Genomic DNA, 26273 nt, shown 5'->3' on the forward strand with positions numbered 1-26273 from the left:
AAACGAATATGACCATGAGAAATGCCAAGGTAATTATTGTTGATGATGAATCTATTGTTCGGGCAGGCCTAGAAAATTGGCTCTCCCAGGACTACGAAGTGAAAAGCTTTGACTCAGCAAAATCTTTTTTAGATGCTTTTGAGCAATTTGAATTCGAAGATCATTTACCAACCTGTATCCTGCTTGACCTCCAAATGCCCGAGATGAATGGTCTTGAGTTACAAAAAACCCTCAAGCTCATGAACGCAGAATTTCCAATCATTTTTATGAGCGGTAACGCTCAGCAGATTGACATAATTAACGCATGGCAAGGCGGTGCAGCTGACTTCATTCTCAAGCCCTTTACTGCATCTCAAATTACAGATGCCCTAGATAAGAACTTTAAAAAAATTAGCAGGCACAAAAATTTTGCTAGTAATGAAATACCTAGAAAGCTTATTGATATACCCATCACAAAACGAGAAGCTGAAGTATTGCTTCTTCTGGGAAATGGTCACCGCCAACCTGAAGTAGCCAAATTACTTGGGATAGCCCCTAGAACAGTAAAGATGTATCGGACCTTCTTAAGAGATAAATTGAGCTTGAACACACTTGGTGAGTTAATTAAATATTGCCAAAATTACGAGCACTCAATTAAAAGAATTGCTGAAAAATAATATTGACTTATGGCTCGCATCAATAAGAGACTTTTTCATTATTGCAAATAAATTTGTAATTCTCAGAGGGTCTCAACTATGAATACGTCAACGTTTCTTTCACATCTTCAAATAATCAATATTTAACGGGGGATATCCATATGACTGAACAAAAAACTAATGAAATTCCCAAACCCAACGCCACCGAAAATTTAAGTAAGCTTTTAAATAGTAATTTTTTTATCTGGTTTTTATCTTCTATCATTATCTCTGGTGGAGCAACGCTTTATAACAACTCACAACACCATTTTGAGGCTGAGTCTAACAAGCAAAAAGAAATTAATAACTCCCAATTCGAAATCATTAATCGTCTTAATAGCATGAGCTATCTAATGAAGCGCGCCAAAACTATGGGCGATGTAAAACATGCATTATCGGGCACTCATAAAAGTCTAGGGCCCGTTATTCCTGAATACGAAAATGTCAATATTGCAGCATTGTATTTTAAGATATATCAGTTAAGTGGTACAAGAAATGCAGAAATTGGGGCATACCTCCGCGAACTGGATGAGTTTCAGCTTGCCTCTCAAATTGATGATCCATCTACACCACTAAAGGATGCAGATAAAAACAAAATACTCAATCTAATTCACAATCTAAAAGAGTATGAAGAGAAGCAAATTATAGAATTTAAAAGATAGCATCATTCTTTTTTAAAACCCAATATAACTATTAACTTCAAATATTTTCACATTAATAATATGGAAAAAATCATAACTCAAGATATTCTCTTTATCGGAACTTGCATTTTTATTGGAGCAATAGCTGTATTTTTTATCCACTGGCTACTTAATAGATCCCCTCTATCACGCTGGTTTGTAGCCTCAGAAGATATAGTTGCATCCTTTATAAGTGTCCCCGCTTTCCTATTTGGACTTACAGTTTCAACATTCACTGCAAATATTATTGAAAATCACAACATAGCAAAAACAAGTTTATTAAATGAAGTTAGTTCAGTGCGAACGCTATTAAGAATTTCTAAAACACTCCCCGCAGAAGACCAAGCAAAACTCACTACTGCTATTGATGATTATGTAAATTCCATCATTAAAATTGAGTGGCCATTAATGACTGAAGGAAAGATAAATGATTTCAATAATTCAATGCCTTTAGATAATCTGAGCACAGTTTCGGAGAGCATTTCATCAAAAAACTATGGGAATCATGCAACTGGGCCCCGTATTGAGTCTGCAATTCAAAGTTTGCATCGCGAACGGCTCGAAAGATTGTTTCTAGCAAATGAAGTTGGAAGCTTTGCAAAATCGCCATCAATATTCACACTCTCACTACTTATGCTACTGACGATTGGTCTATTGCAATTGAGAAAGCCACAAGCCATGAAAATTGCACTGACTATGGGGACTTTATGCATTGGATCTTCGATGGTTTTTATTTTCTTAAATATTTCACCATATCATGGACCCATATCAATTCAACCTTCAATATTAGAAAAGGCTATTAAGTACTGACACCCAACAAAGCCTGACTTTAATGACCACATCTGGCCGAAAGCAGCCTCTCAGACCATAATCTATCGTCATTAGTATAGAAAGTGTGTAGTATTTGCCTACACACTTTCGAGCATACCCAGCGTTACTTAAAGTAACGCTCAAATGACCAAACCTCACCTTTAGTATCAAAAACCTTCATTTTGTGATGTTTAGGTCCTGTTTAGGTTCTCTGGTTATGAGAGCAGAAGCCCAAGATAGACCCTTATAAACAGGGGCTCTGCGGGTGGTCGGCGTCGGTGTGTAAGCAAATGTGTAAGCAAATTCGTGGATTTAAAAGAAGTGGTCTATCGGTCTTTGGTTTTCAAAACCAAAGGATATTTGGAACAACCATCTAACACTTCGTTGCTCCAAACTGTTTTTTGCATGTGGTTGATAAGCGTTACTTAAAGTAACGCTTATATAGCGAGGGGCTGCTAACGACCTTGATTTCAACCCGTTCATACCACCGGGATCAGTTTAATTTGCCTCTGATAGCATTCTGCAGTACTCTAACAAGAAGTTTAATTGCACAATTCCGCATATCCTTTAGCTACCAAAGGTGACATCTCCAGGGCTACACTCTCAATACCAAATTGCTTGCTTGCTGTTTAATAATTTATGCCAAAAATAGTTCACCATCTTTTTAACTCCGATGAAAAACATCTTGAGCAGATAAAAGAAAGCCTCTTATTAGGCGCCTCTGATTTGGCTAAAAATACTAGCGTTGAAAATATTAAAATAGATGACTTGGTTAATAAGGCTGAAGTCTCTCGCAGTACCTTTTATAAAGTATTTCATTCCGTTGATAGCATTTTTAAAGAGCTGGGCAAAAAATTATCAAATGAAATCACGGAATATACTTTATCTCACTCCCCTGCAATTCCAGACGCAGCTGCTCGCGTGGCAATAAAAACTAAACGAGCGCTACTGTTTATTACTAAGGCCCCATTTCTGGCTTCCTTGCTATTAAAAGAGGAATGGCCTAGCTCTGATCCAAATCACATGATGTACAAAGATATAGAGAAAGACTTTATGGACGGGAAAGCCCAAGGCTACTTTTCTGATATGCCTGCATCGATTGGCACAAATCTGATCCTTGGTTGCTTAAGAGGTGCCGCTAAAGATATTCTTGAAACTAAACAGCCTGACGATTATATAGATAAGGTTATCTATCAAATTCTCATCAGTTTGGGGATGGACCAAAAAATTGCTGCTGAGTTATCCAAGACCTCTACCTCGCCACTCCCAATGCCTCCAAAGGGCATTATTTCAAATGTAGTTTCGCTGCAGGATCCTACTAGAACTAATTGAAATACCTGGCGAATCTCGCTCTTACGCAGGCACAACGGTGACACGCTGCACCATTCCCAAATCAGAGTACTGCAGCATTTGGCTGTGCAGAATGTAAGGTCCTACGAAGTCTTTAAAACGCATCCGAAATGTAACTGAAGTCGGCATTTCTGGAGTTCCGCCAGCTGGTAGGGCTGCCGTATCACACCAATATGGGTTGATGGGTTCGCCGTTAATCTTGATGATGTACATGGGATTGACGTGAATGTGAAATGAGTGCGCAATGCTGTTGCAATTAAAAATAGTCCACTCTTCAACTGATTCAAAAATGACATTTTGAATGATAGTGTTTGCAGGCTGTAACTGGTAATCATAGGTCGGGAAAACAAATGGTGGAAAGTATTTAGATCCTTCGATCGGCTTCCCAGTGACCTCAGAAATTGCCCTTTTTGCAAGGGCAATATTTTTCTTCACAAACTCTGTAATTTCTGATGCTGCAGTCTCTGCGCTGGCCATTGTCTGATTAATCAGCGATGGAGAATTACGAGAGGGATCTAGATTTTCATTGCCAATCATATTGAGAATGATGCTGCGCTTTTTACCGCCAGCGCAAGCAAACTCTTGATCAGTAATGGGCTTTAAGAAATTGCTAACCGGCAATGGCGTAGCTGGCAATGTCATTACTTTTTTAGAATCCAATACCACAATCTTTGCTAAAACATCTCCCGGCAAATTAGCAGTTTGCTGGCCTTTTGCAATTTTGACAGGCAGCGATCTCAGCAGATAAATGCCTGGCTCTCCAGCCTGAACCACAACTGAAGAACGATTACCTGCTGCTAATAAAATACCTTGGCCATTCTTTTTTCGTCCATCAGGATATTCTTGATAGGTACTACTGCCCCATCCATCTATTGTGTATTGATTTAGAGTATGCTCATCTAAACTCAGATTAAGGTAGTTAAATACTTGGGTATTAATGAAGCGCCATCTCTGCACTTCCCCACTTTGCATAACGATTGTTGGCTGACGCACACCATTAATCAAAACAGGCTGACTGTCTACGTCATCTTGTTTAGAGCTATGAATTCCATGACCTGTGGGGTGATTGGCTATTTGGGCGAACTTCTCTAGCAAGCCATCCTTTACGCCGTAGTTATTACTAGTTTGGCTACTCGCAAAATAAGGCGCCTGAAATAGGAAAATCAATTCTTCTGCTTGAGCCATCTCTGGCAAATCATCGGCAGGGCCGCGTACCATGATTGCTCCAGACATAAGACTAGCTACCTGAATTGCACTACTGCCATGGTATTGAGGATGGTAATAAAACGGTCCCTCAGGGTGATCTTTAGGAATCTGATAAACGTACTGTCTTGAATCTCCATTTGGCAAAACTCCACCACTGTTGGGATCAACTACATAATCACCATACTCCAGCGGCTTCCGATCTGAATATATCCCTGGGTATACATGTAAGCCGTGAGTATGCAAATTAGTGGTGTTGGGCTTCATGTAATTGGTGAGATCTCGGAAAGCCGCAAACGGAGGATTTACAGGTAAGTTGTTGACCAACTTAACTCGCAATTGATCCCCGCCCCTCACTACCAATGTTGGTCCAGAATAACTAGGGCCTTGATTGTCATAGCCATAAGCACGTAAGGACACGGGATATTTTTTGCTTGGATCATCCCCAGCCAACTTTCTATCAAAGTAAGACGCTGTTAGAGTCACATCTAGCAAACCATTTTTAGCCTCAAGCATGGTGGGCTGTACAAAAGTTTGTTTAGGAGTGGCTAGTGATACCCCTTCTTCACGGCTGCAAGCAGTAAAACTTGCTGGAACTACTACGCCCGAAGCGAGTGTCGCACTCAAGCGCAAGAAATGACGGCGATCGATTCCCATAACCATCCTAGGCAATCGCCAAGAAAGCGTTTGGGGTCAATTGCTTTATTGCTGCCTTGCCTAATTGACCTGATTCATTACTGCCCCAGCCTAGAAGTTGGTCTTTACCTATCGCTAATGTGTGCGCTTCTCCTGCGGCAATCATTCTCACCCCAGATAACTTAGGAATAAGTGTAGGAGCACTTCGAGACAGAAGATCGCCATGTCCCAACTGACCAAACCCGTTCCAACCCCAAGAGTAGACTTTTCCACTTGCTGATAAGGCTAGCGAATAGTGCATGCCAGCAGAAACTGAGGTTATCTTTTCTGGAAAAGGAATCAGCTGAGGACGATCAATATAAGAGTGGGGGCCACCCCCAGCCTGCCCGAAGTGGTTGCTACCCCAACTGTATACCTTGCCCTCAGTAGAAACAGCTAGAACGTGAGTCGAGCCTATAGCGATGTTACTAATTTTCCCTGGGAACGGAATCAGCTCAGGCATATATACGGCATTAAGATGCCCAAGCCCCAGCTGACCTGCAGAATTACTTCCCCACCCATATACTCTTTGGTCTTTGGTGAGCGCAAGGATAAAGTTGTCACCAATTGCAATATCTTGAGTCTCAGGAAGTCCGGCAATCAACCCTGGTGATGCATTGATTTGGGATTGTGTGCGCCCTAAGGCACCATCCGCATTCAATCCCCATGTATACACTTTCCCCGCTTGATCAATTGCAGCGTATAGAAATTGTCCAGCCGAAACCTTGATTGCATCAGCAATATCATCAATAAGAGCAGGCTCCTCCGAAAATGAAGCCTTTCCACCAACACCAAGTTGACAAAAGCCCCAGATATAAACTTTTAGGCGCTCCGAGATCCCTAAGCTAGCGCCGTATCCTGCAGATGCATTAGAAAATTTAGTAGGGTAACTAATAAATACCGGCTTACTATCCGTATTTTTTTGGGAGCTACAAATATCAATATAAGGCGAGGTAATACGGCCACTTCCAGCACCACCCCAACCCAGCACCTCACCAGACTTCAATAAAACTAAAGTTTGGTCTTTACCTCCAGCGATAGCAGTAACTTCAAATAATTCACCGTGAATTCTAGCCACAAAAGTGCCCGCTAAATATTAATAGATTTATGGGGTAGGATAAAAAGTTGGCGGATAAGGAATGCCTTCTTTCATGTAATTATTTTGTCCTGTAGGTCCAAGTGCTTGGTCATAATTCACCAACCCCCTAAAGCAACCAACTGAATAAGGATATTCTCTGTTGAGTACATAGTGATAAGTATTCTTACTTGTGCCATCAGGCATTGTGATTAGAGATGTCGTCCCATGGCATATATCAAGCTCTGCATTAGTTATGTTATGTCCATCTGCTGCTCGAGGACCCGTAATCGGAAAACCATCTAAGGCGAAACCAAATACTGGTGATTGGCCGGTTGTTCCTTGATTAGGAAAGCATTTCCAAGAATAACCATGAAGATGATATTGTTGGTTATATGGATGGCCAAAACATGCATCCAAAGGCAATGCATTAACCGGGTTGTAATAATTACCACTTGAATCATTGGCTTTTTCAACATGCCATACCGCACCAGTAAGAGTAATGCCCACTATTAAAGAATCAATTGGGTAGGCGCCGCTTACAACAGGATTTAAAGGAACAACACTACTTAAGGGGTAAGGCGAAATTCCAATCTCAGCAGCATTATTATAGTGCTGACCTGTAGCCGGATTAGTCCCGCCGGGTAAGGCCGCATAGTATGAATAAGCAGCCGTTCCAGACTGGACTGGAAAAGTTCCCATCTTCGTACTTGGTAAGCCATTTCCCGAAAAAGTTCTACTACCAGTGGTGCTATATCCAGTCAGTTGGGCAGTCTGATCTACGGTCATTGCAAAAACACTCCCAGCCGCATCATAGTAAGTTGCACTATTTGAACCATCAACATAAGGAATTTGTGAAAGCGTAATGATGTTTGTATTTGTATTTGTCCATGATGTACTGAGAATACTCAGCGTATCTGGTATAGAACCTATAGTCCTAAATGCGGCACCAATACATTGACCATTTGTAGCGCAAGCCACGTTACTTGATCCACTGGCAGCTGTTACTAATGTTGTAATCTCAGTCGATGACGAGGAACCGTTATCGCTTCCACTACCACCTCCGCAAGCCAACAGAATCACTGCTGACATTAGAAGTGTGCAAAAGGCTAATCCGGACTTCTGGAGCCCTTTTAATTTATTCCACCTGCTAAGCATTTCAGAGCCCTTTAATGTCTAAATATACATGGCGTCATTTTGACATAAATCAACTCTGAGTCAAGCAAAAAAGGTAGAATCTTCCAATGGCAAAAGCTTTAGATCACCGAGTAAGGGTTGCAGCACTCCGCCGCGAGGAGATGCAGTTGCACCTCCTGTTTTCCGGACTCACCCTAGCCTCTACGAACTCTATCTATAAACTAGAGGTTGAAGATGTCATTAAGCAAGCCGAAGTCTCAAGAGGTAGTTTTTATAACTACTTTCCATCACTTCCCGCTTTATACGATGGTCTAGCAAAACAGCTCATGGAAGAATTTGATGGCCTAATTAATGTATCGATGCCCCAGAACTTTGATACAACGACACGCTTAGCCTCAACAATGAGAATATTGATGCGCTTGGTAGTCGACTTTCCGATGCTCGGCAGATTTTTAACTCAAATTCAATGGCCGAATCAAAATCCTGACGCAGAGATCTTTCAAAATATGATTCGCGATATTCATCTGGGTATTAAAGAAGGAAGTTTTACCGATATGCCAGCCTCTATCGGTGCCAATATTGCCATTGGTAGCCTGATTGGAGGTATCCACACCATGCTCCTTAAGCGCCCCGCCAAAGGCTTTGAAGATCAAGTTACCAATCAAGTACTAATAGGCTTGGGTATAGATGCAAAAGTGGCCAGCAAAATTTCTCAAATGCCATTGCCTGCTAAATATCAGCTCCCTGAAACCGGCATCTTTGGAAAGTTGGTTGAAATGGGTGCTTTAGCTAAAAAGTAAGCATTAGCAACTAGAGAGCATCAACGATTTTGACCAAGTACTATCCCATTACGAAGTATCTCGTAATGCACATGGGGGCCGGTTGATCTGCCGGTCGATCCCACTTTAGCAATCACTTGAGATTTCTTCACATCATCACCAAGCTTTACTAATAATTCTTGTGCGTGAGCGTATCGAGTGATTACCCCATTCTTATGGGCAAGCTCAATGAGGTTTCCATACTCACTATCCCACCCTGCGCGGATCACCTTTCCTTCGGCGGTCGCCAGAATTGGAGTGCCAAAAGCTGCGGGGTAATCAGTGCCGTCATGCCAAGCAATTTGACGAGTAAAAGGGTCAAGGCGATAACCTAAGCCACTAGTGGGTTGGGTTGAGGCAACCAAGGGCAATCCTGAAGGTACTGAATTGGCGACATCCCAAGTGCGGGTCAATGAGCTCTGAATTTCATTCAATCTGGCTTGCATGGCAAAAGTATCCTGCAAAGTTTGATCTAAACGAACGCCATATTGCTCATCTGTATTACCGAGATAATGAGCTGTGCTTGCAGGCCTCAGAGGGCCACCCTGAGCACTAGGTAATTCAGAATCACTTAACTGACTATGGCTAAGATTGAGTCTTCCATTTGAACGCAAGAGTTGGAACCGCAGAGCATCGAGCTGATCTAATTTACGTTGAGCCTCATCTAAACGGGTTTGTAATTCAATTAACTTAATCTCATAATCATTTTTAGAGTCGATTACAAGTCGCTTTTCTGAGAGCTGCCTTGTATTCATTGAGAGAAAAATGTCACTCGCACTATTACTAAATGAGTTGAGTGCCCAAATCAAGATCAATATTGTTAGGAGACCAAGAAGTCCACCAAGCAATAAATGCCTCATGGTGAGATGAATTTCTCTTGTGCGACTATGGGGCCCTAGCATGATGATGATTTGCATATGCCCTACCTTATTCCTGAATTCATTTGCAATATTGGCTGCATTACTGCCATGACAATTCCTAGTACTAGAAGGCCCATCAATAAGATGAGGACTGGCTCCAATAAACTCGTGAATATTTTTGTTTTTTGTTCTGCTTCAAGTTCAGCATTCTCTGCGCCGTATTTGAGCATTTCAGCTAACTGGCCAGATGCCTCTCCCGAACGAATGAGGTGAATCAGAATTGGAGAAAATACCCCTTGACTGCCCAATGCACAAGATAGGCTAGCACCCTCTCGAAGGCCAATCTCAGTTGAATCAATTGCTTTTTTCAAGAGATGGTTACTTAAAGTATTTTTAGAGCTTTGTAAGGCTACCAATATTGGCACATTCGCACTCACGAGCATTGCCATCGTATTGGCAAACCGAGCAGTCTCAAAACCCAAAAGCAATGGCCCAATAACAGGTAAATCTAAATAGTAAGTATCAAAGCGCAGACGAAGATCAGGCCTCTTAAGCATTCTTTTGGCAAGATAAATCACTACTACAGTAACTATGACGAGCAGCCAACTCCAATCCACTAAAAAATGAGAGAGTCGCAATACAAAGCGTGTGGATAAGGGGAGTACTTGTTTGGTGGTTTCAAATACTCTAGCAATCTGAGGCACAACATAGGTCATTAAAAATAAAATGACCATGAATGAAACGCCTGTCAACATGGCTGGGTAAACTAAAGCAGCTAAGGCTTTTTGCTTTAAGGCTTGCCGCTTTTCTAAGAACTCCGCTAACTGGGATAGGACTTGCCCCATTTTTCCAGATTGCTCGGCAGCTGCAACTACTCCTTGATATAAAGAATCAAAACTGCTTGCTTGAGTTGCTATTGCGCCAGATAAAGACAGGCCGGCTCGTAATTCATTGACGATTGACTGCAGGGTAGCTTTGATATTTTTTTTAGAGCTTTCCTCAGACAAAATGATCAGGGCTTCGTCGATCTGAACCCCTGATCGCACTAGTAATGCAAATTGCTTAGTTAAGATAGCCAGGTCACTTCGAGAGAGGGGCTTATTTTCAGAGAAGTAGCGCTCCCAGAATGCTGTTTTTGTCCACTTTGTCTCAGGTTCGACGCTGACTGGAACGAGCTGTTTTGAAAGTAACTGCTGGCGAATGGCGCGAGCGCTCTCCCCTTCAGCGATTCCGCGTTCACTTCTGCCGCCATAGGTGAGTGCTTCAAAGCGATAGCGCGTCATATTGAATACCTATCAGTCAATCACAACCGCGCCAGTAACACGCATCATTTCTTCGACAGTAGATTGCCCTGAATCAATCCATCTTTGACAGTCATCTGCCAGACTTCGCATACCATTATTTACTGCCTGCTTACGAATCTCACTTTCAGCGGCACGATTATGAATTAGCTCTTTAATGGATTCTGTTGCCATCATGAGTTCATAGATCCCCGCTCTACCGCTATAACCAGATTCACTACATTCCTTGCAGCCCTTACCAAGACATGAGCGACATTGCAGACGAATGAGTCTTTGACCTAAGACACCCAATAGTGTTGATGAAAGTAAAAAGGGCTCAATACCCATATCAATGAGTCGAGTCACTGCTGATGGAGCATCATTAGTATGTAGAGTCGCTAACACCAAATGACCTGTCAAGGAAGCCTGCACAGCAATCTGAGCAGTCTCTAAATCTCGAATCTCTCCAATCATCACAATATCAGGATCTTGGCGCAGAATCGCTCGCAACGCCCTTGCGAAATTCATATCGATCCGTGGGTTGACCTGAGTTTGACCAATGCCATCGAGGTTGTATTCGATAGGATCTTCCACAGTCATGATGTTGTTTGTTTTATTCCTTAGACGCAGCAAAGCACCGTAGAGCGTAGTCGTTTTACCGCTGCCAGTAGGTCCTGTTACTAAGACAATTCCATGAGGCTTATGGATTAACCGATCAAAACTTGCAAAAGTATCATCGGCCATACCCAAAGTCTTCAAGTCCAAACGCTCATAGTTCTTTTCTAGCAAGCGCATCACAACGCGTTCACCATGAGCAGTTGGCAAAGTAGATACGCGCACATCAATCGCTTTTCCACCAATTCGCAATGAAATTCGGCCGTCCTGTGGCATCCGCTTTTCAGCAATATCTAAGGAAGCCATGATTTTTATTCGAGATACTAGGGCTGCATGCAAGTCTTTACGCATATCAACAATGTCACGCAAATTACCATCCACCCTAAATCTAACGACGGATTTACGTTCAAAAGCCTCCAAATGAATATCAGATGCTTCACCATGAATGGCCTGCTTCAAAACACTATTAATCATCCGGATTACTGGTGCATCATCATTTGCTTCCAACAAGTCTGTTGAGACTGGCATTTCCTGTAGAAGGCGAGATAGATCTACTGCATCCTCAACCTCATCAAGCACCCGAGATGCATCAGAATCTCCTTGTGCATAAAAAGCATGAATCATTTCTATGACTTCAGCGCTTGGTTTCTCTATACGCGTCACAGCGCCAACTGAGCGGCAAATTTCATGAACAACTGATAAATCGGTTGTGGGACTGTGTATTAAGGTGAAGGTCTCAGCATCCCCACCAACTAGCTCATTGGTGACTACCCTCTTTAGTAAGACCTGATGATCCCTAGAGTAGGCAAAGGGAATGCGTTGCATAACTAATTTGCTGAAGAATTGTTACTAGGTACTATGGGAGCATTACCAGAAGCCCCAGGGGGAAGCGATCTAGTTACTGCTGGCTTAGTATTTATGCTACTGGCTGGCAACCCAGGAGTCATGATGGGCTCCGCAGAATTTTCTACGCTAGGTAGATTGGTTTCCTTAGGTAATAGCATTGGTAATTGCTTAAATTGATCTTCTTTACCTTGCATCAGGCTTAGGCGATTGCCGGTAATCTCATCTGCCTGGTTCTTGTCTCGCAGTACGTAGGGGCGCATAAATACCAAAAGATTGCGCTTTACCCGATTCTTGTTGTCATAACGAAATAATTGACCAATTAAAGGGATGCTGCTTAAAAAGGGAACGCCGCTAGATCCATCTGCATACTCATCAGAAATTAACCCACCAAGAACCACCATTTGCCCATCATCGACTAAAACATTGGATTCAATGTTGCGCTTATTCAAAACAATTCCAGAAGTTGTTTGTGCAGCTACTGAAGATACCTCTTGGTAGATCTGCATTTTGACGATGCCGTTATCAGAAATTTGCGGCCTAACTCTCAATAAAATTCCCACATCCTGCCGAACGTAAGTCTGGAAAGGTGTCACAGTCGATGTAGAGCCAGTTGTCGAGTAAGAGCCAGTAAGAATCGGAACGTTCTGCCCAACAATGATGCGCGCCTCTTCATTGTCTAAAGTAATTAAATTTGGTGTCGATAAAATATTGGTGCCACTTGCCGTTTGAAGTGCCCTCACTAAGGCTGACATGGCATAGGTACCGTTGAATCGACTAATTAAACCTAAATTCAACCCTGGAGCAGGTGCTATTGGCACTGCCCCGCTAGCTGTTCCGCCATTGACAAGGTTATTTACATTTTGATTGAGCCCAAAAATATTCCCTCCCGCCCCTTGATTTTGACCAGGGGGTCCGTAGTTTGTACTACCAAATCCAACGTTTTGGTTGCCAGATCCAATGAGGAAGTTCCACTGAATTCCTAATTCTGCAGCAGTTTCATTACTCACTTCTACAATCAGGGATTCGATATAGACCTGATTGCGGCGCAAATCTAACTGCTCAATGACTTGTCTAAGGCTTCGATATAAGGGTTCACTACCAGTAATCAGAATTGAATTAGTTGCAGGCTCAGCTTGGATGAAGCCGCCAATATTGGGATTACTTGAGCTTGTTAATGCTGAGGTAGCTAAGTTTATTCCTGCGGCAGAGGATGCTGCAGATTGCGTTGCCCCTAGGGTATTTTGTTGAGGAGCGCTAGCAAGTGTGGAAGGGGCATTGCTTGAACTAGCGACTTGTGCAGATAAGGCTGCATCCGCTGCCACCAAAGCACGTAAGGTAATAGCCAATTTGCTAGCCTCGGCATTTTTTAGCGGTACTACCCAAATATTGCCATTCTTATTTCCAGGAGTATCAAGCTTGGCTACCAAGATACGCACTTGCCTAACTCGCTCAGGACTAGAGCTGCGAACCAAAATTGAATTACTTCGAGGCTCAGCCAAAATCATCGTCTTTAATGCTGGGTCAGTAGTTGCAGCAGAGCCGTTATCAAGTACTTTCGTTAAGATTGATGCCGCATCACTAGCAAAAGCGTATTGCAATTTTATGGTCTGTACATCAGTAGATGTAGGAGCATCTATAGAATCAATCAAAGTAGCAATTCTCTGAATATTACTAGCGTAGTCCGTTACCACGATGGTGTTATTGCCAGGGTACGCATTAATCGTATTGTTTGGCGAAACTAATGGGCGTAATACTGGCAATAAGCTGTTGGCTGACTCGTAATTGAGCTTAAAGACCCTAGTAATAATTTGATCGCCCTCCTGCTTGCCCTTCCCCGTCGTAACCGAGGTACTGACCAACTTTGCGTCAGCTTGGGTAACGACCCGATAAATACCATTAGTCTCAACCAAAGCAAATCCAGAAGTACGCAATGCAGTGGAAAAAGAATCTAGTGCTTTTGCTTTGGTAACTGGTTTATTACTAATCAGCGTAATGGTGCCCTTTACTTGCGGGTCAACCAATATAGTTTGCCCAGTCATTTTTGCGACTACGCTGGCTACTGATTCAATATCAGCGTTATTAAACGAAAGGGTGACAGTTGCAGATTCTGCAGGGGAATTATTTTGTGCAGACACAATTGGCATAAATGCCATCTGATTACACAGAAGGCATAGTAGAAGCTTTAGAAGGAAATGTCTCTTATTAATATTCATTTGGTATGAATTACTGTCTTGTTCTTAATACTGCATTCGATAAATATCGCCATCTTTTTTTCCCAACAAAGATAGCAAACCAATTAGAGAGTCTTCTGCCTCAGGTGCGGCATGAGCGCTGCCCAAAAAATGCACACCTGAGCTGTCTTTACCGCCAAGCTCTCCATTGCCGTTGAGTAAGAGAGGGCCTGCAGTGGTATCAATAGCAAAAGAAGTTCCTGCTTGACCCAGAGTAGCTTTGATTTCATAGCTACCCAATGGCTTTACTGCACTAATAGGGCTGCTTACATTATTCATATGCAGTCGAATAACTCCGGTTGTGGCGGTGCCCTTTTGAAGATCACCCCATTGAGCTGCGAGCTGACCACGAGGACGCAGCGTGCTCCAGGGATTACCAAAGGCTTCAAGGATAGAAGCAGGCAATGTTATCTGACCAGCGTTAACTTTGATTTGATTAAAGCCAACGGTAATCAGTAATGGCTTATCAAGTGATACAAAATTGATTTCAACCAGACACTGGCCATTCACCACGCTGCATTGAGTATTCCAAGTAAATCTTTCAGTTAAGGCAACTGGCACTCGGCAAGAACCACTCACTAAGTCTGGCTCAGAGAACCCGAGTGCAGCACTTCCATTCCAAATAGTTCCAACGGGTTGGTGCAAAACTACGCGGCAATCCGATTGGCGATCGACTGTGCTAGCTAAAATCGAGGCAGGAGTTTGCGATATGAGGATCGCTAATATCACTGATAACACAATAATCCAAAATACTTTAGGAATACTTTTGGCAGATGAATTTAAGAAAAGATTCATCTTGATTGCTCAGCTGCAATATTGGGCAAATTTATAGCGCCACTCAGCACACCCATTTGTTTCAATTTGGCACTCAGATTTACTACAGATAATTTAGGGGTTGAACTCACCTCAATATGATCTGGGTATAGGCTCCACGTTTTTCTTAACTCCTCCAGGGCATCGACTGCACTAGAAAATGAGACATCGCTCATTTGAAGTTCAACCCGAGGTGGGTTTTCTGTATTCAGCCTTAATACCGCTGGCTTAATACCTTTTGCCACCAAGATCATTCGAATTCCTTGAAGCTCTGCCTCATCCATGGGCTCGATGCTGCTTACTTGTGATGTATTTGCCTTAGATAATCTAATGAGATTTTCTAATTGCGCCCATTGTGCTGGTCGCAATGCAACTCTAGATTCCATATCATTGACGGCTGGCAAGATCCAATAGTTAAGACATAAGAAAATGAAGGCGATAGCCAAGACTGCCCAGATAAATGGAGATGGCTTTCTCTGAAAATGGCGAGCCTGAATTGAATTTAGCTTTTCCAGAATTTGGGAAAGGAAGCCAATTGTGGGTAATGAGCCCCACCGGGAGAATACCTTTGCCATAGTCAAGGGTGGAAATTTCACGAAATGCCTCATCCAGATCTGTAAATAGGGTCTTGAGGGTCACCTCATAATGACACCATGTATAGTACTATATCTGAATATAGAGCAAGGCTAGAACTAGGCCTAACAAGGTTTTAGTGTCAAAAATGGCATTTTTGGGAATATGCCGCTATAAACCACTAGAAGGTGAATTTTTGAAACGAATACAAACGCTTATTCTCAGCAAGTTAAGCGACACCAGAGCAAATCTGGATTGGCATATTCGTCAATCAAAAAAATTACTGGGAAAGAATTCCTTAGCCTCCGCTTACCTGACTCCAATTCGGGTGGGCCAATTGATTTCCTATGTCTTTATTTTGCTAACGCTAGCCTCCTCAACTTACTGGCTCATTCATATCCTACAAATTCAAAGTCCCGCAGAAATTCTTCCAAAGAACTTCAAAGGCATCACTCTGCACACCAATCAAGATATTGGAACGAGTTACAAGCTGTTCGGCAGCAAACCCTTTGCCGCAGACAATATTGCCTTACGTGTGCTAGTGGTAACCGGCAAGAATGAGGCCGGACTTAACCAAGGATTCGCTCTTTTTGATATCGACGGCAAATCTACTGGAGCGATTGCGGTTGGCGAGCAAATGGACAGAGGAATGATGCTGCAATCCATCAATCCTGATTCAGCCACCCTACTCTATCAAGGCAAGGAGTTGAGCTTTGCTTTACAAAAAAGCAAAAATTCAAGCAGCTCTAACGATAGGCCATCACAAGTTAGAAAAAACTAAATCAATACCATGCTCAATCTTCTTAATACAGTAAAAAAGCGGACCAAAAACAAAGTCAGTAATGGTGAAGCTGGATTTACCTTAATTGAAATGATGGTGGTACTTGCCATCATTGGAATCTTGGCCGCCTTAATCGTGCCAAGGATCATGGGGCGTCCTGATGAAGCTCGCATAACAGCGGCTAAGCAAGATATCGGCACCATCAATCAGGCCCTCAAGCTCTATCGCCTAGATATTGGGCGCTACCCAACGGCGGAGCAAGGGCTTAATGCTTTGGTTACACGACCTAGCGCTGAACCTATTCCACAAAACTGGAAGACAGGCGGGTACTTAGACGCACTCCCGAACGACCCTTGGGGCAATCCATATCAATATACCAATCCAGGCACTAAGGCAGAAGTTGATGTCTTTAGCTACGGGGCCGATAAGAAACCAGGTGGAACTGGTACTGATGCTGACATTGGAATCTGACAAAGAGAGATCTTCCCTTTGCCCGCCTAAATCATCAGACGGAGGATTTACTTTAATTGAAATGTTATTGGCTTTAACGATCGTGGCGATCTTGTTAGGTGTTGCAGTACTAGCCATTCCAAACCACGATGAACGCTATTGGCGCAACAATTTAGACCAGCTAGTGAGCACCCTAAATGCCGCACAAGATGAGAGCCAAAGCAGCGGGATTCCAGTGAGCGTTGCTATCAACCAGTTGGGTTGGCGTTTTAGCAAGCCGACTCGAACTGGGCAAGTTCAAGACCCCGCCCTAACAAATACATTCATTCCCGAGGCATATAAACCTCACTTATGGTTTAAGCCTGTGAACGTAGAGCCTATTCAATTCAATTTAGGCACTGAATATGTGAATGAGGAATTGCGAATCCCTCTTGAGCAGGAAAAAAGATTGGCAATACTCATTCGCTCAAATGATGGTCGCTTTTATTGGGAAAGCCAATGAAAGGAAAACTACGAGGCGACGAGGGCTTCATGCTCATCGAGGTATTGGTTGGTTTAGCCATTCTAAGCATCGCCTTGATTGCTGCTCTACGGGCTATCTCTCTGGCAGCAGATACACAACTTGCCGTATCACAACGCACTATGGCTCTATGGAGTGCCGACAATGCTTTGAATGACGTTCGGATGAAAAAGGTTTGGCCAGAGATTGGGACCAACACTTTTAGCTGTCCGCAGGCAACTTTATTACTAGTATGTCAGCGCAAAGTTAGTCCGATGCCCAATCCAAACTTTAGACGTGTTGAGGTAACTGTTTTTTTAGGCAGCCAAGCCAATAGCACCAACATTAATGGGCCACGTCTTGCATGGCTGGTAACTGTTACCCCAAATCTCAATGCGGGGGCACTATGAACGATAAGGTGACAACCCCATCAGAAGCTGGCTTTACGCTCATTGAAGTCCTAGTTGCTTTGATAGTCATCTCCATAGTTGGGTTGATGGCTTGGCGTGGAATGGATGCCATGATGCGTGGGCAAGAAAATATTGAAAGTAGAGCGAAGCAAGATGCAGTCTACATCCAGCTTATTCGGCAATTTGAACGGGACTGTCAAGAAATCATGCCTAGCTCCACTCTTGATATTCCATCATATTCAGTAGGTGAGAAAAATATCTGGTGGGTCAGACGTTATGAGCAAGCGAATCAGATCCATTGGGTGATTGTGGGATATGGGATTTCTGCTAACGGACTACGACGCTTGATAAGTCGGCCACTTGCCAATAAAACAGAGATCCTTGGGCTATGGCAAGCTGTACTTCGTGACCCCGATCTTGTCTCGAGCAATATGAAAACTTCGCTTGAGATTCCGGAAATCATTTATCAAGAGGCTAACGCCACCAGTAATGCTCCTGGTCAAGGGTCAATTAGCGCTCAATTAGCAGGATTCAATATGCGTTGGGGAATCAAAAATATTACGTTTCCAATTAGTCGATCTTGTTTAGCAGGAACGAGTTTATAAGATGCTCCATTCAAAATCCAACCAGCGCTATCACCGAGAAAACGGGTCAGCCACCATCACTGCTCTTATTGTGGTTGGTGTTGCTGCTGTGGTGATTAGTGGCTTGGTCTGGCGCCAACAGCTGCAGATCCGAAATATTGAAAATATTCGTGATCGCACCCAGGCCCATTGGCTTCAACATGGAATGATCGACTTTGCCAGACTCGTATTAACTCAAGATATGCGCACCAGTCAATCCGACCATTTAGGTGAGGCATGGGCGCTACCGCTGAACGATAGCAAGGTTGCAGACTTTTTAAAAAATGCAGATATTCCCGATGAAATCAAGAGTGTTTCAGTCAATGGCGCAATCACCGATGCTCAAAGCTTGTTTAATCTCAATAATGTATCTACCACCAATGGTGTGTTGATTTTCTCGCGGCTATTAACAACCATAGGACTAAACCCCAACCTTGCTCAACAAACGGCTCAAGCGCTACAGGAAAGGCAGATCGTCTTTAGTGATGTATATGATCTGATTGGTATACCGGGCTATAACGAATCCATGGTTGAGGTCTTACGTCCCTTCGTCATTGCCCTGCCGACGACCAGCACAATCAATTTCAATACTGCCCCAGCAGAAGTTCTGATGGCGGTTTTTCCTACGCTAACACGATCTACCGCAAATAACCTGGCACAACAGCGTACAAATACACCGGCAAAAGATTTGAATGAAATCAGCACTATTTTGGCTCGCTCAGGCGCAGGCATCAATGTCATCGTGGATACAAGCCTAATCAATGTCAGCTCTCAGTTCTGGCTTACAAATTCAGAAGTCAAGATTGGCAATGGCGTCTTTATGAATACAAGCCTCATACAACGCTCTCTAACACCCTTAACCTCGGGAAGCTACACGCAAGTTATTTGGAATAAAACCAATAGGATGCTATCAGAATGAACTTTTTAATTATTCATTGCCCACACAAGCCGTTTTCAGAGACAGCCTTGACTAATGGTGAGCTAGCCTCTCTCAAGGAGAGTTTTGAGTGGTGCCTATGTGAAACCAATTCTATTTATGCTCAATATCAATCTAGTGGAATTGGCAGCATTGATGCAATGCCTTACGCAGATGAGGTATTAGTTTTAATGCCCACTCTGGATATACGTCTCATTGAGATTAAAGTACCTTTAGTGAAGTCCAAAAAACTACAGCAAGTTTTACCTAGCCTTGTTGAAGATGAAGTCTTAGATAGTATCGACAATTCTCTGGTTTATGCTCTACCGCCGTTACCTGGCCAACTTGGATCCCAAAGAACTATTGCCATCACCAATCGTCAGTGGCTCTATTGGATAGCCAATCAACTGAAGGGCATTCTGACAAGCCGCATCCGCCTCATACCTGATTGCATGATTCTGCCGCTGGAAAGTGAGAGCAGCAATGTCAATGGAGTAATAAGCCCCTGCCTTGCGTACAAGCAAAACGACGTGGCAATCATTTATACATGGCACAAATCTACACAATTGGGTATTTCTTGGGTTGAGCACTCGGATACAAAGCAATTGCCTAGTGCTTTACAAAAAATTAAGCCTGCAGAATGGTCGTGGGACTGGATGGTAAATAACGCATTTAACTTTAGTCGCCGAACCGATGTAGGTGTAGCAGATATCAATCTACTGCTAGCGATGCCAACACCAAAAAAATCAATTAAAAAACTCTCTTTTGAATGGCTCAAAAATCCAGTTCCTGCATTAATTGACTCTTCGAGCACTAACACTTCATGGATGTATCGAAACATATGGGCACTTCCTGCTCGCTGGGCAATCTATGCAATGAGCAGCATCATATTGGGCTTGGGAATTTATACCTCTTGGCTTGCTATAGATAACTGGCGTTGGAAGCGCAATATGGATCTGAGCGTTGCTCAATTCTTAGCGCCAGAGACCATTGCCTTACTCACACAGAGCAAAGGGAATACTTCTATTTCGGAGGTTTTTGTCAAACAAGCGACTCAAGAGGCGCGCAATAAAGGCCTAGCTACAGATGCTGATTTCATTGCAATGACTGGCAAACTTCAACAGCTGAAAACTGCCCTAGGTAAAGAATCAATTAATAGCATGGAATACAACGGCTACTGCATTGATTTTGAATTTAAACCTGGAGGGGAACCACTTAGCGCCAGGCAAGTAGTTGGAAAAGCTGAGTCACTAGGCTTGATGGTTACAGACCTTGGGAACAACCGTTACCGACTTCAACCCTATTCTGGATTAGGTCAAATTTAAGCCAAATATCTAAAGCTCACTGGACATTTTTGCTAGATTTCACCCACCAAAAATATATATGGATACTGTGAATATTCGCGTTAAATTCTATCTGTCGGCGTTAAAACAGCTCTTCTAATCCGTTGGTCTCGACCCCCAAATTTCTCCTGAGCCATCAGAACTTAATCTTTACATCTGGAAGACCTCACTTAAAAAGTATTCTCTCGTCTCTTACTGGCCGATAGCAGACCCACAACCGTTACTTAAAGTAACGCTCAAAAGACAAAACCCTCACCATTTCTGATGAGGGTTTGCTTTTCTGGTGGGCCCACCAGGACTTGAACCTGGGACCAAAGGATTCCGGTTTGTGTTGCTTTCACAACTCCCTGGACTATGCCTTCATCATATTGATCGCTCAACTTAGATGGGTGCCGTCTAGTCTCTACACGTTCAAAGTAATTTCTTACTAAGCTTCGCTCGGCGTTAGCTTGTGCAGCTTTTGGCTGCATTTAGCTTTCTCCGAATTTGACACCATCCCTTATGCAGTTTCCACGCATAAGGCACAACTTTCGCTATGAGTCCTCTGCTCTAACCAACTGAGCTATGGGCCCTTAATCGTTACATTTACTACACACCTTACTACTGGTGCTTACCACTTCAAAACCACACTAAAACCGCATTTACTACACACCATGAAAAACTTGCTGGTGTGTAGTCGATGTGTAGTGAATTTAAACCACCAAATCGACCACTAACCTCTTGAATCTATTGAGGTCTTTGTTACAAGACCCCTAGGGCTTCTTTCTTATGAGTCCTCTGCTCTAACCAACTGAGCTATAGGCCCGTTAATCCTTCGATCAATCTTCCTCTAGGAAAGTCTTGAGTTTGTCACTGCGGCTTGGATGGCGCATTTTTCTGAGAGCCTTGGCTTCAATCTGACGAATACGCTCACGGGTAACGTCAAACTGTTTACCTACTTCTTCGAGAGTGTGATCTGTGCTCATCTCAACACCAAAGCGCATCCGCAATACTTTTGCTTCACGCGGCGTTAATGAATCAAGAACATCTTTCACTACATCGCGCATCGAGTCGTGCAAAGCTGCTTCAGCTGGAGCTAAAGTATTGCCATCTTCAATGAAGTCGCCCAAATGAGAATCTTCGTCGTCACCAATTGGTGTTTCCATAGAGATCGGCTCTTTAGCAATCTTCATGATCTTACGAATCTTGTCTTCAGGAATCTCCATCTTCAGGGCTAAGGTTGCAGCATCTGGCTCATGACCAGTTTCTTGCAAGATCTGACGACTGATACGGTTCATCTTATTGATAGTTTCAATCATATGAACTGGGATACGAATCGTACGTGCTTGGTCAGCAATGGAACGTGTAATCGCCTGACGAATCCACCAAGTTGCATAGGTAGAGAACTTATAACCACGACGGTATTCAAACTTATCTACCGCCTTCATCAAACCGATGTTGCCCTCTTGAATCAAATCCAAGAACTGCAAGCCACGGTTGGTGTATTTCTTAGCAATGGAGATTACCAAACGTAAGTTGGCTACCGTCATCTCACGTTTCGCTTCACGAGCACGCTTCTCGCCCGCGATCATCTGTTTGTTGACTTCTTTTAACTCAGGAAGTGGAATAACCACATTCTTCTGAATATCAATCAATTTCTGTTGCAGTTCTTGAATCGCTGGAACATTACGTTGCAAGAGTGCGCTGTAAGGCTTGTTCTCTTTGAGCAACTTATCTGTCCAAGTCAAGTTCATTGACATCTTAGGGAAGTCTTTTAATACTTCACCGCGATTGACGCCAACTTTGTCTACGAGCAAGCTCACGATACCGCGCTCAAGTTTCCATACTTGGTCAACTTGTGAACGCATGGTGTCGCATAACTTCTCAACACTCTTCGCAGTTAAACGGAAACCGAGTAACTCACCACGGATTGCATCTTGTGCCTTGATATAAGCTGGACAGTTATATCCATCTTTATCAAATGCACGGCGCATCTTGTCAGCTTGAGTGCGAACGATCGCAAATTTCTCTAAGGAGATTTGCTTCAACTCTTCGAGTTGCTTAGCGTTTGCTGTAGCAGCACCACCACCGCCGCCGCCTTCATCTTCTTCGCCTTCTTCACCTTCTTCAGCATCTGGATCAATCTCTGGCTCATCTGGTCCAAGCTTAATATCTTCAGCATTTGGATCCACGAGACCATCAACGAATTGATCAATCTCCATTTCGCCAGAGGCAATCTTGTCCACGTTACTCAAGATTTCACCAATGGTGACTGGGCAAGCTGCTAATGCCATCACCATGTCTTTGAGGCCAGCCTCAATTTTCTTAGCAATGACAATCTCGCCTTCGCGAGTTAACAAATCAACTGTACCCATCTCACGCATATACATACGGACTGGGTCAGTGGTACGACCGAACTCAGAATCCACTGTAGATAATGCTGCTTCAGCTTCTTCTTCAGCCTCTTCTTCAGACGCAGCGGCTGCAGTGTTATCAGACAAAATCAATGTCTCTGCATCAGGCGCTTGTTCGTAAACTGTAATACCAATGTCATTTAACAAACTGATCAAAGTCTCTAATGCATCAGCATCAGACAATTCATCAGACATCACATCGTTCATTTCGCCATGGGTTAAGTAGCCCTTGGACATACCCATCTTGATCAAAGTCTTCAAGCGAGCACGACGCAACTCTTGTTGCTCTTCAGTACCTAACTGCTGTGCTGCAAATTCTTTTAAGAGAGCTTTTTCTTTTGCTTTACGCTCACGGGCTTTTTGACGATCAGTCAAAACTGGCTCAGCACCTTCTGCAGGGGCCTCTGCCTTAGCCTTGCGGCCACGCTTTTTCTCTTCTTCAACTACTGCAACGACTTCAGTAGCTTTTCCTTTTTTACCTTTAAGCTCTTTTGCATCTTTCACTTCTTCAGTTTTAGTTGCAACTGCCTTCCCTTTTTTAGCTGCCTCTACTTTTACTTCCGTCTTGGATGCCTTAGTAGGTGCAACAACTTTTACTGGTTTAGCTGGCGCTTTAGCTTTAGGCGCTGGCTTTGCGGCAGCTTTCACTGGTTTAGCTGGGACCTTAGCAACAACTTTTACTTTGGGTGCTGGCTTTGCAGCAGCTTTTACTTTTGGAGCAGGTTTGGCTGGAGCTTTTGCTTTTTCTTTTGATGCTGGCTTGGCTACCGTTTTAGCTTTTGGTGCTGGCTTAGCAGGCGCTTTAGCTTTTGGCGCAGGTTTGGCTGGAGCTTTTGCTTTTGGTGCTGGTTTTGCTGGAGCCTTAGCTACCGTTTTAGCTTTTGGTGCTGGCTTAGCAGGCGCTTTAGCTTTTGGCGCAGGTTTTGCAGCGGCCTTTACTGGCTTAGCAGGCGCTTTTGATTTTGGAGCTGGTTTGGCTGGTTTTTTGGTCTTGGTATTAGGCATTTATTAGCACTTACTCACATTACTGTTATTGATCTCGACTGATTAAGTACAGCCCCGTAACTCACTTATCCACTTACCCCAAATTTCATGAAAATAAAGCGCAAGTGGCTGAATTAATTCGTTTTTTTCTTGGGAACAGAGGATTATAGTCGATTGCGACTTTTTTAGCCCCTGATTACCTAAAAATATGGGGTATTTTTCGGGTTTTTCTAGGGGTGGATCTGTAAATTCTTAAGAGAATTTCAGCTTTTCACCCAATTCCCGATAACGGGCTTTATCTTGGTCACTGGCAGTCCCTCCGGCGATTTTTTGGGCAATGTCGGTCATTTCTTGCTTGAGATGGACTAATTCCAGTTTTTTAAAGCTTCCATCTAAATCTGCAGTCGCGCCCTCAAGCTCCAAGTCCGAACCCATCACACGTTTTCTGAGGACTTCATACATGGGCGCGAGCTCGCTACGAGACAACTGATCTTGAAACATCGCAAATGCACCAGCACCTACAGTGCCGGGCGTTCCATTTTCACTAGGAATGAATTCCACTTGATCGCATTGAGAAAGAAGGTCTTTCATTAAGGCAAGTGCATTAGCCGATCGTTGTTCGGCAGCCTTCAATGCAAGTGCGCGCTTATTACTATCAAGTGCTTTACCTAAATGTGGAAACTGAATGAGAACTCGCAACATTTGCTCGGCTAAATCGGTTGGCGCTTTTGGTGGCTCAATATTTTGCGTAGCGACTCGTTTTGCAGAGCCTTTAGAAGCCTGCCATGGTGAACCTTGTCGATTGCCATTATTGGAATAGCCAAATTGATTCGGTTGATTGTTTTGATAATTTTGCTGTCTTGCTTGAGCAGGTTGATAGGTTGCCTGCTGCACAGGCACCACCGTTAAACCGCAGAAAGATTCCAACTCAGCTGGTGTAGAGTTTGTCCGAATCGCCAACTCACGCAGGATTTGAGTCCGTAATGCAATCGGCGGCATCGATAGCAACAGAGGCTTAGCAGCATGATGGGTATGGGCGCGACCTTCTGGGGTAGTCAGGTCATGGCCTTCACTGGCAATCTTAAAGAAGAAACTCGAAATCGACATTGCTTCTTTGATTACTTTTTCAAACGCAGGTGCACCATATGCACGTACATAACTATCGGGGTCATGCTCTGTTGGCAAGAATAAGAAACGAATTTCTTTATCGTCAGACATCAATGGCAAACAGGCTTCAAGGGCACGTTGAGCAGCACGTTGACCCGCAGAGTCACCATCAAATGAAAAAACGACTTTGTCAGTTTGGCGAAGTAGCATGCGCACATGGTTTGCAGTACATGCGGTGCCTAATGTCGCAACAGCATTTGGGAAACCCAATTGCGCAAGAGCAACCACATCCATATAGCCTTCACACACCAGAACATATTCTTGCGCCCGAATCGCCTGTCTTGCTTCAAATAAACCGTAGAGCGTATTGCCCTTAGAAAAGAGTGGCGTCTCTGGAGAATTCAAATACTTAGGTTCACCTTGATCGAGAATACGACCACCGAAACCAATCGTCTGACCTTTAGGATTGCGAATCGGGAACATCACACGATCACGGAAGCGATCGTAACGCTTTACCGGAGCGCCTTCAGACTGCTCACCCTGAATGACTAAGCCGCCTTCTACTAAGGTCTTTGCCACTTCATCGTTGGTGTAAGGACCAAATACCGCCTCAAGACCCTGCCAACCATCTGGGGCGTAACCGAGCGCATAGCGTTTAGCGATTTCACCGGTAAGGCCGCGGCCTTTTAAATATTCGACTGCACGTGTACTACCCTTGAGTTGCTGGCGATACCAATCTGCCGCAGAACTCATGACTTCGCTCAGCGCCATGGCTTGCTGTTGTCTTGCCACATCATTCGCAGTGCGTTCTTCGCGTGGCACATCTAAACCAGCAGAGCGCGCAAGCTCCTCAATCGCATCGACGTAACCAAGCCCGGAATACTCCATCATGAAACTGATGGCAGATCCATGTGCCCCACAACCAAAGCAGTGATAGAACTGCTTCGTAGGCGAAACGGAAAATGATGGGGACTTCTCTGAATGAAAGGGGCACAAACCTTGATAGTTTGCACCCGCCTTTTTTAACTTCACGTGCTGCCCAACCACATCAACGATGTCGACCCGATTTAGAAGATCGGCAATGAAGGATTGAGGAATGAGCGCCATAAGGCTAAGAGTATGGGGTG

General features: G+C 43.6%; 24 protein-coding genes. 12 read left to right on the plus strand and 12 right to left on the minus strand.

The features are described from left to right. Positions 1-14: 14 nt before the first annotated feature. The 4 genes from FD968_RS08360 to FD968_RS08375 all read left to right on the plus strand — a co-directional run bounded on the left by FD968_RS08360 (position 15) and on the right by FD968_RS08375 (position 3496). The gene (locus FD968_RS08360; RefSeq protein ID WP_215365500.1) at positions 15-656 is read left to right on the plus strand and encodes a response regulator transcription factor; all 642 of its coding nucleotides are present in this window, start codon (positions 15-17) and stop codon (positions 654-656) included. A 140-nt stretch (positions 657-796) separates the two neighbouring features. Continuing rightward, positions 797-1336, plus strand: coding sequence for a hypothetical protein (locus FD968_RS08365; RefSeq protein WP_215365502.1), 540 nt, complete (start codon positions 797-799; stop codon positions 1334-1336). Positions 1337-1396: 60 nt separating this feature from the next. Next, positions 1397-2164 (plus strand): DUF4239 domain-containing protein, encoded by a 768-nt coding sequence (locus FD968_RS08370; protein WP_215365504.1) that lies wholly within the window; start codon positions 1397-1399, stop codon positions 2162-2164. A gap of 639 nt (positions 2165-2803) precedes the next feature. Next, a complete protein-coding gene (locus tag FD968_RS08375) occupies positions 2804-3496 on the plus strand; it encodes a TetR/AcrR family transcriptional regulator (RefSeq protein ID WP_215365506.1) in 693 nt (230 codons plus the stop codon). 21 nt (positions 3497-3517) lie between these two features. Here FD968_RS08375 and FD968_RS08380 read toward each other — a convergent pair whose 3' ends face one another. Genes FD968_RS08380 through FD968_RS08390 form a run of 3 tightly spaced genes read right to left on the minus strand, consistent with a single transcriptional unit; the run spans position 3518 to position 7559 of the window. Further along, positions 3518-5374 carry a multicopper oxidase family protein gene (locus FD968_RS08380; RefSeq protein ID WP_215365508.1) on the minus strand — a complete coding sequence of 619 codons (1857 nt, stop codon included), beginning with the start codon at positions 5372-5374 and terminating at the stop codon, positions 3518-3520. A 7-nt stretch (positions 5375-5381) separates the two neighbouring features. After that, on the minus strand, positions 5382-6470 hold the full coding sequence (locus FD968_RS08385; protein WP_215365510.1) for a hypothetical protein: 1089 nt from the start codon (positions 6468-6470) through the stop codon (positions 5382-5384). A 27-nt stretch (positions 6471-6497) separates the two neighbouring features. Continuing rightward, entirely contained in the window at positions 6498-7559 is a 1062-nt protein-coding gene (locus FD968_RS08390; RefSeq protein WP_215295636.1) for a YHYH protein, read from the minus strand. 152 nt (positions 7560-7711) lie between these two features. On the opposite strand from FD968_RS08390, the gene FD968_RS08395 reads away from it, so the two are divergent. Beyond that, positions 7712-8404, plus strand: coding sequence for a TetR/AcrR family transcriptional regulator (locus FD968_RS08395; RefSeq protein ID WP_215295638.1), 693 nt, complete (start codon positions 7712-7714; stop codon positions 8402-8404). Positions 8405-8424: 20 nt separating this feature from the next. On the opposite strand, the gene FD968_RS08400 is transcribed toward FD968_RS08395, so the two are convergent. The 6 genes from FD968_RS08400 to FD968_RS08425 form a co-directional block, all read right to left on the minus strand. Further along, complete coding sequence (locus FD968_RS08400) at positions 8425-9339, minus strand: M23 family metallopeptidase (RefSeq protein WP_215365512.1); 915 nt, start codon at positions 9337-9339, stop codon at positions 8425-8427. Positions 9340-9344: 5 nt separating this feature from the next. Continuing rightward, a complete protein-coding gene (locus FD968_RS08405; protein ID WP_215365514.1) occupies positions 9345-10565 on the minus strand; it encodes a type II secretion system F family protein in 1221 nt (406 codons plus the stop codon). Positions 10566-10577: 12 nt separating this feature from the next. Next, positions 10578-12002, minus strand: a complete 1425-nt coding sequence (locus FD968_RS08410; protein ID WP_215365517.1) for a GspE/PulE family protein — start codon at positions 12000-12002, stop codon at positions 10578-10580. 2 nt (positions 12003-12004) lie between these two features. Next, positions 12005-14176: a type II secretion system secretin GspD gene (gene gspD, locus FD968_RS08415; protein ID WP_215365520.1), complete on the minus strand. Its 2172-nt coding sequence runs from the start codon at positions 14174-14176 to the stop codon at positions 12005-12007. 84 nt (positions 14177-14260) lie between these two features. Further along, entirely contained in the window at positions 14261-15049 is a 789-nt protein-coding gene (gspN, locus tag FD968_RS08420) for a type II secretion system protein N (RefSeq protein ID WP_215304790.1), read from the minus strand. Continuing rightward, positions 15046-15642, minus strand: a complete 597-nt coding sequence (locus tag FD968_RS08425; protein ID WP_215365522.1) for a hypothetical protein — start codon at positions 15640-15642, stop codon at positions 15046-15048. Before FD968_RS08425 ends, gspN begins: the two co-directional genes overlap by 4 nt. 194 nt (positions 15643-15836) lie before the next feature. Here FD968_RS08425 and FD968_RS08430 point away from each other — a divergent pair, with 194 nt between their 5' ends. The 7 genes from FD968_RS08430 to FD968_RS08460 are packed head-to-tail and all read left to right on the plus strand — an operon-like array spanning position 15837 to position 20644. Beyond that, complete coding sequence (locus tag FD968_RS08430; protein ID WP_215365524.1) at positions 15837-16421, plus strand: hypothetical protein; 585 nt, start codon at positions 15837-15839, stop codon at positions 16419-16421. 9 nt (positions 16422-16430) lie between these two features. After that, positions 16431-16892, plus strand: a complete 462-nt coding sequence (gspG, locus tag FD968_RS08435) for a type II secretion system major pseudopilin GspG (protein WP_112238655.1) — start codon at positions 16431-16433, stop codon at positions 16890-16892. Then, complete coding sequence (locus FD968_RS08440; protein WP_161951854.1) at positions 16873-17373, plus strand: Tfp pilus assembly protein FimT/FimU; 501 nt, start codon at positions 16873-16875, stop codon at positions 17371-17373. The genes gspG and FD968_RS08440 overlap by 20 nt, the downstream gene beginning before the upstream one ends. Next, positions 17370-17780: a type II secretion system minor pseudopilin GspI gene (gene gspI, locus FD968_RS08445; protein WP_112238659.1), complete on the plus strand. Its 411-nt coding sequence runs from the start codon at positions 17370-17372 to the stop codon at positions 17778-17780. The genes FD968_RS08440 and gspI overlap by 4 nt, the downstream gene beginning before the upstream one ends. Beyond that, on the plus strand, positions 17777-18385 hold the full coding sequence (locus tag FD968_RS08450; RefSeq protein ID WP_215281415.1) for a type II secretion system protein J: 609 nt from the start codon (positions 17777-17779) through the stop codon (positions 18383-18385). The genes gspI and FD968_RS08450 overlap by 4 nt, the downstream gene beginning before the upstream one ends. 1 nt (position 18386) lies before the next feature. After that, positions 18387-19322: a type II secretion system minor pseudopilin GspK gene (gene gspK, locus FD968_RS08455; protein WP_215365526.1), complete on the plus strand. Its 936-nt coding sequence runs from the start codon at positions 18387-18389 to the stop codon at positions 19320-19322. Next, positions 19319-20644, plus strand: coding sequence for a type II secretion system protein GspL (locus FD968_RS08460; RefSeq protein ID WP_215312055.1), 1326 nt, complete (start codon positions 19319-19321; stop codon positions 20642-20644). The genes gspK and FD968_RS08460 overlap by 4 nt, the downstream gene beginning before the upstream one ends. Before the next feature lie 254 nt (positions 20645-20898). Here the strand turns inward: FD968_RS08460 and FD968_RS08465 are convergent, their stop codons facing one another. From FD968_RS08465 to dnaG, 3 genes are all read right to left on the minus strand, one after another. Further along, positions 20899-21132 (minus strand): hypothetical protein, encoded by a 234-nt coding sequence (locus tag FD968_RS08465; RefSeq protein ID WP_112238666.1) that lies wholly within the window; start codon positions 21130-21132, stop codon positions 20899-20901. Positions 21133-21480: 348 nt separating this feature from the next. Further along, positions 21481-24060 (minus strand): RNA polymerase sigma factor RpoD, encoded by a 2580-nt coding sequence (gene rpoD / locus FD968_RS08470; RefSeq protein WP_215365528.1) that lies wholly within the window; start codon positions 24058-24060, stop codon positions 21481-21483. Between the two features lie 231 nt (positions 24061-24291). Next, a complete protein-coding gene (dnaG, locus tag FD968_RS08475) occupies positions 24292-26253 on the minus strand; it encodes a DNA primase (RefSeq protein WP_215365530.1) in 1962 nt (653 codons plus the stop codon). Between the last annotated feature and the right edge of the window lie 20 nt (positions 26254-26273).

Source organism: Polynucleobacter sp. AP-Titi-500A-B4 (genome assembly GCF_018688095.1).
Classification (GTDB): Bacteria; Pseudomonadota; Gammaproteobacteria; order Burkholderiales; family Burkholderiaceae; genus Polynucleobacter.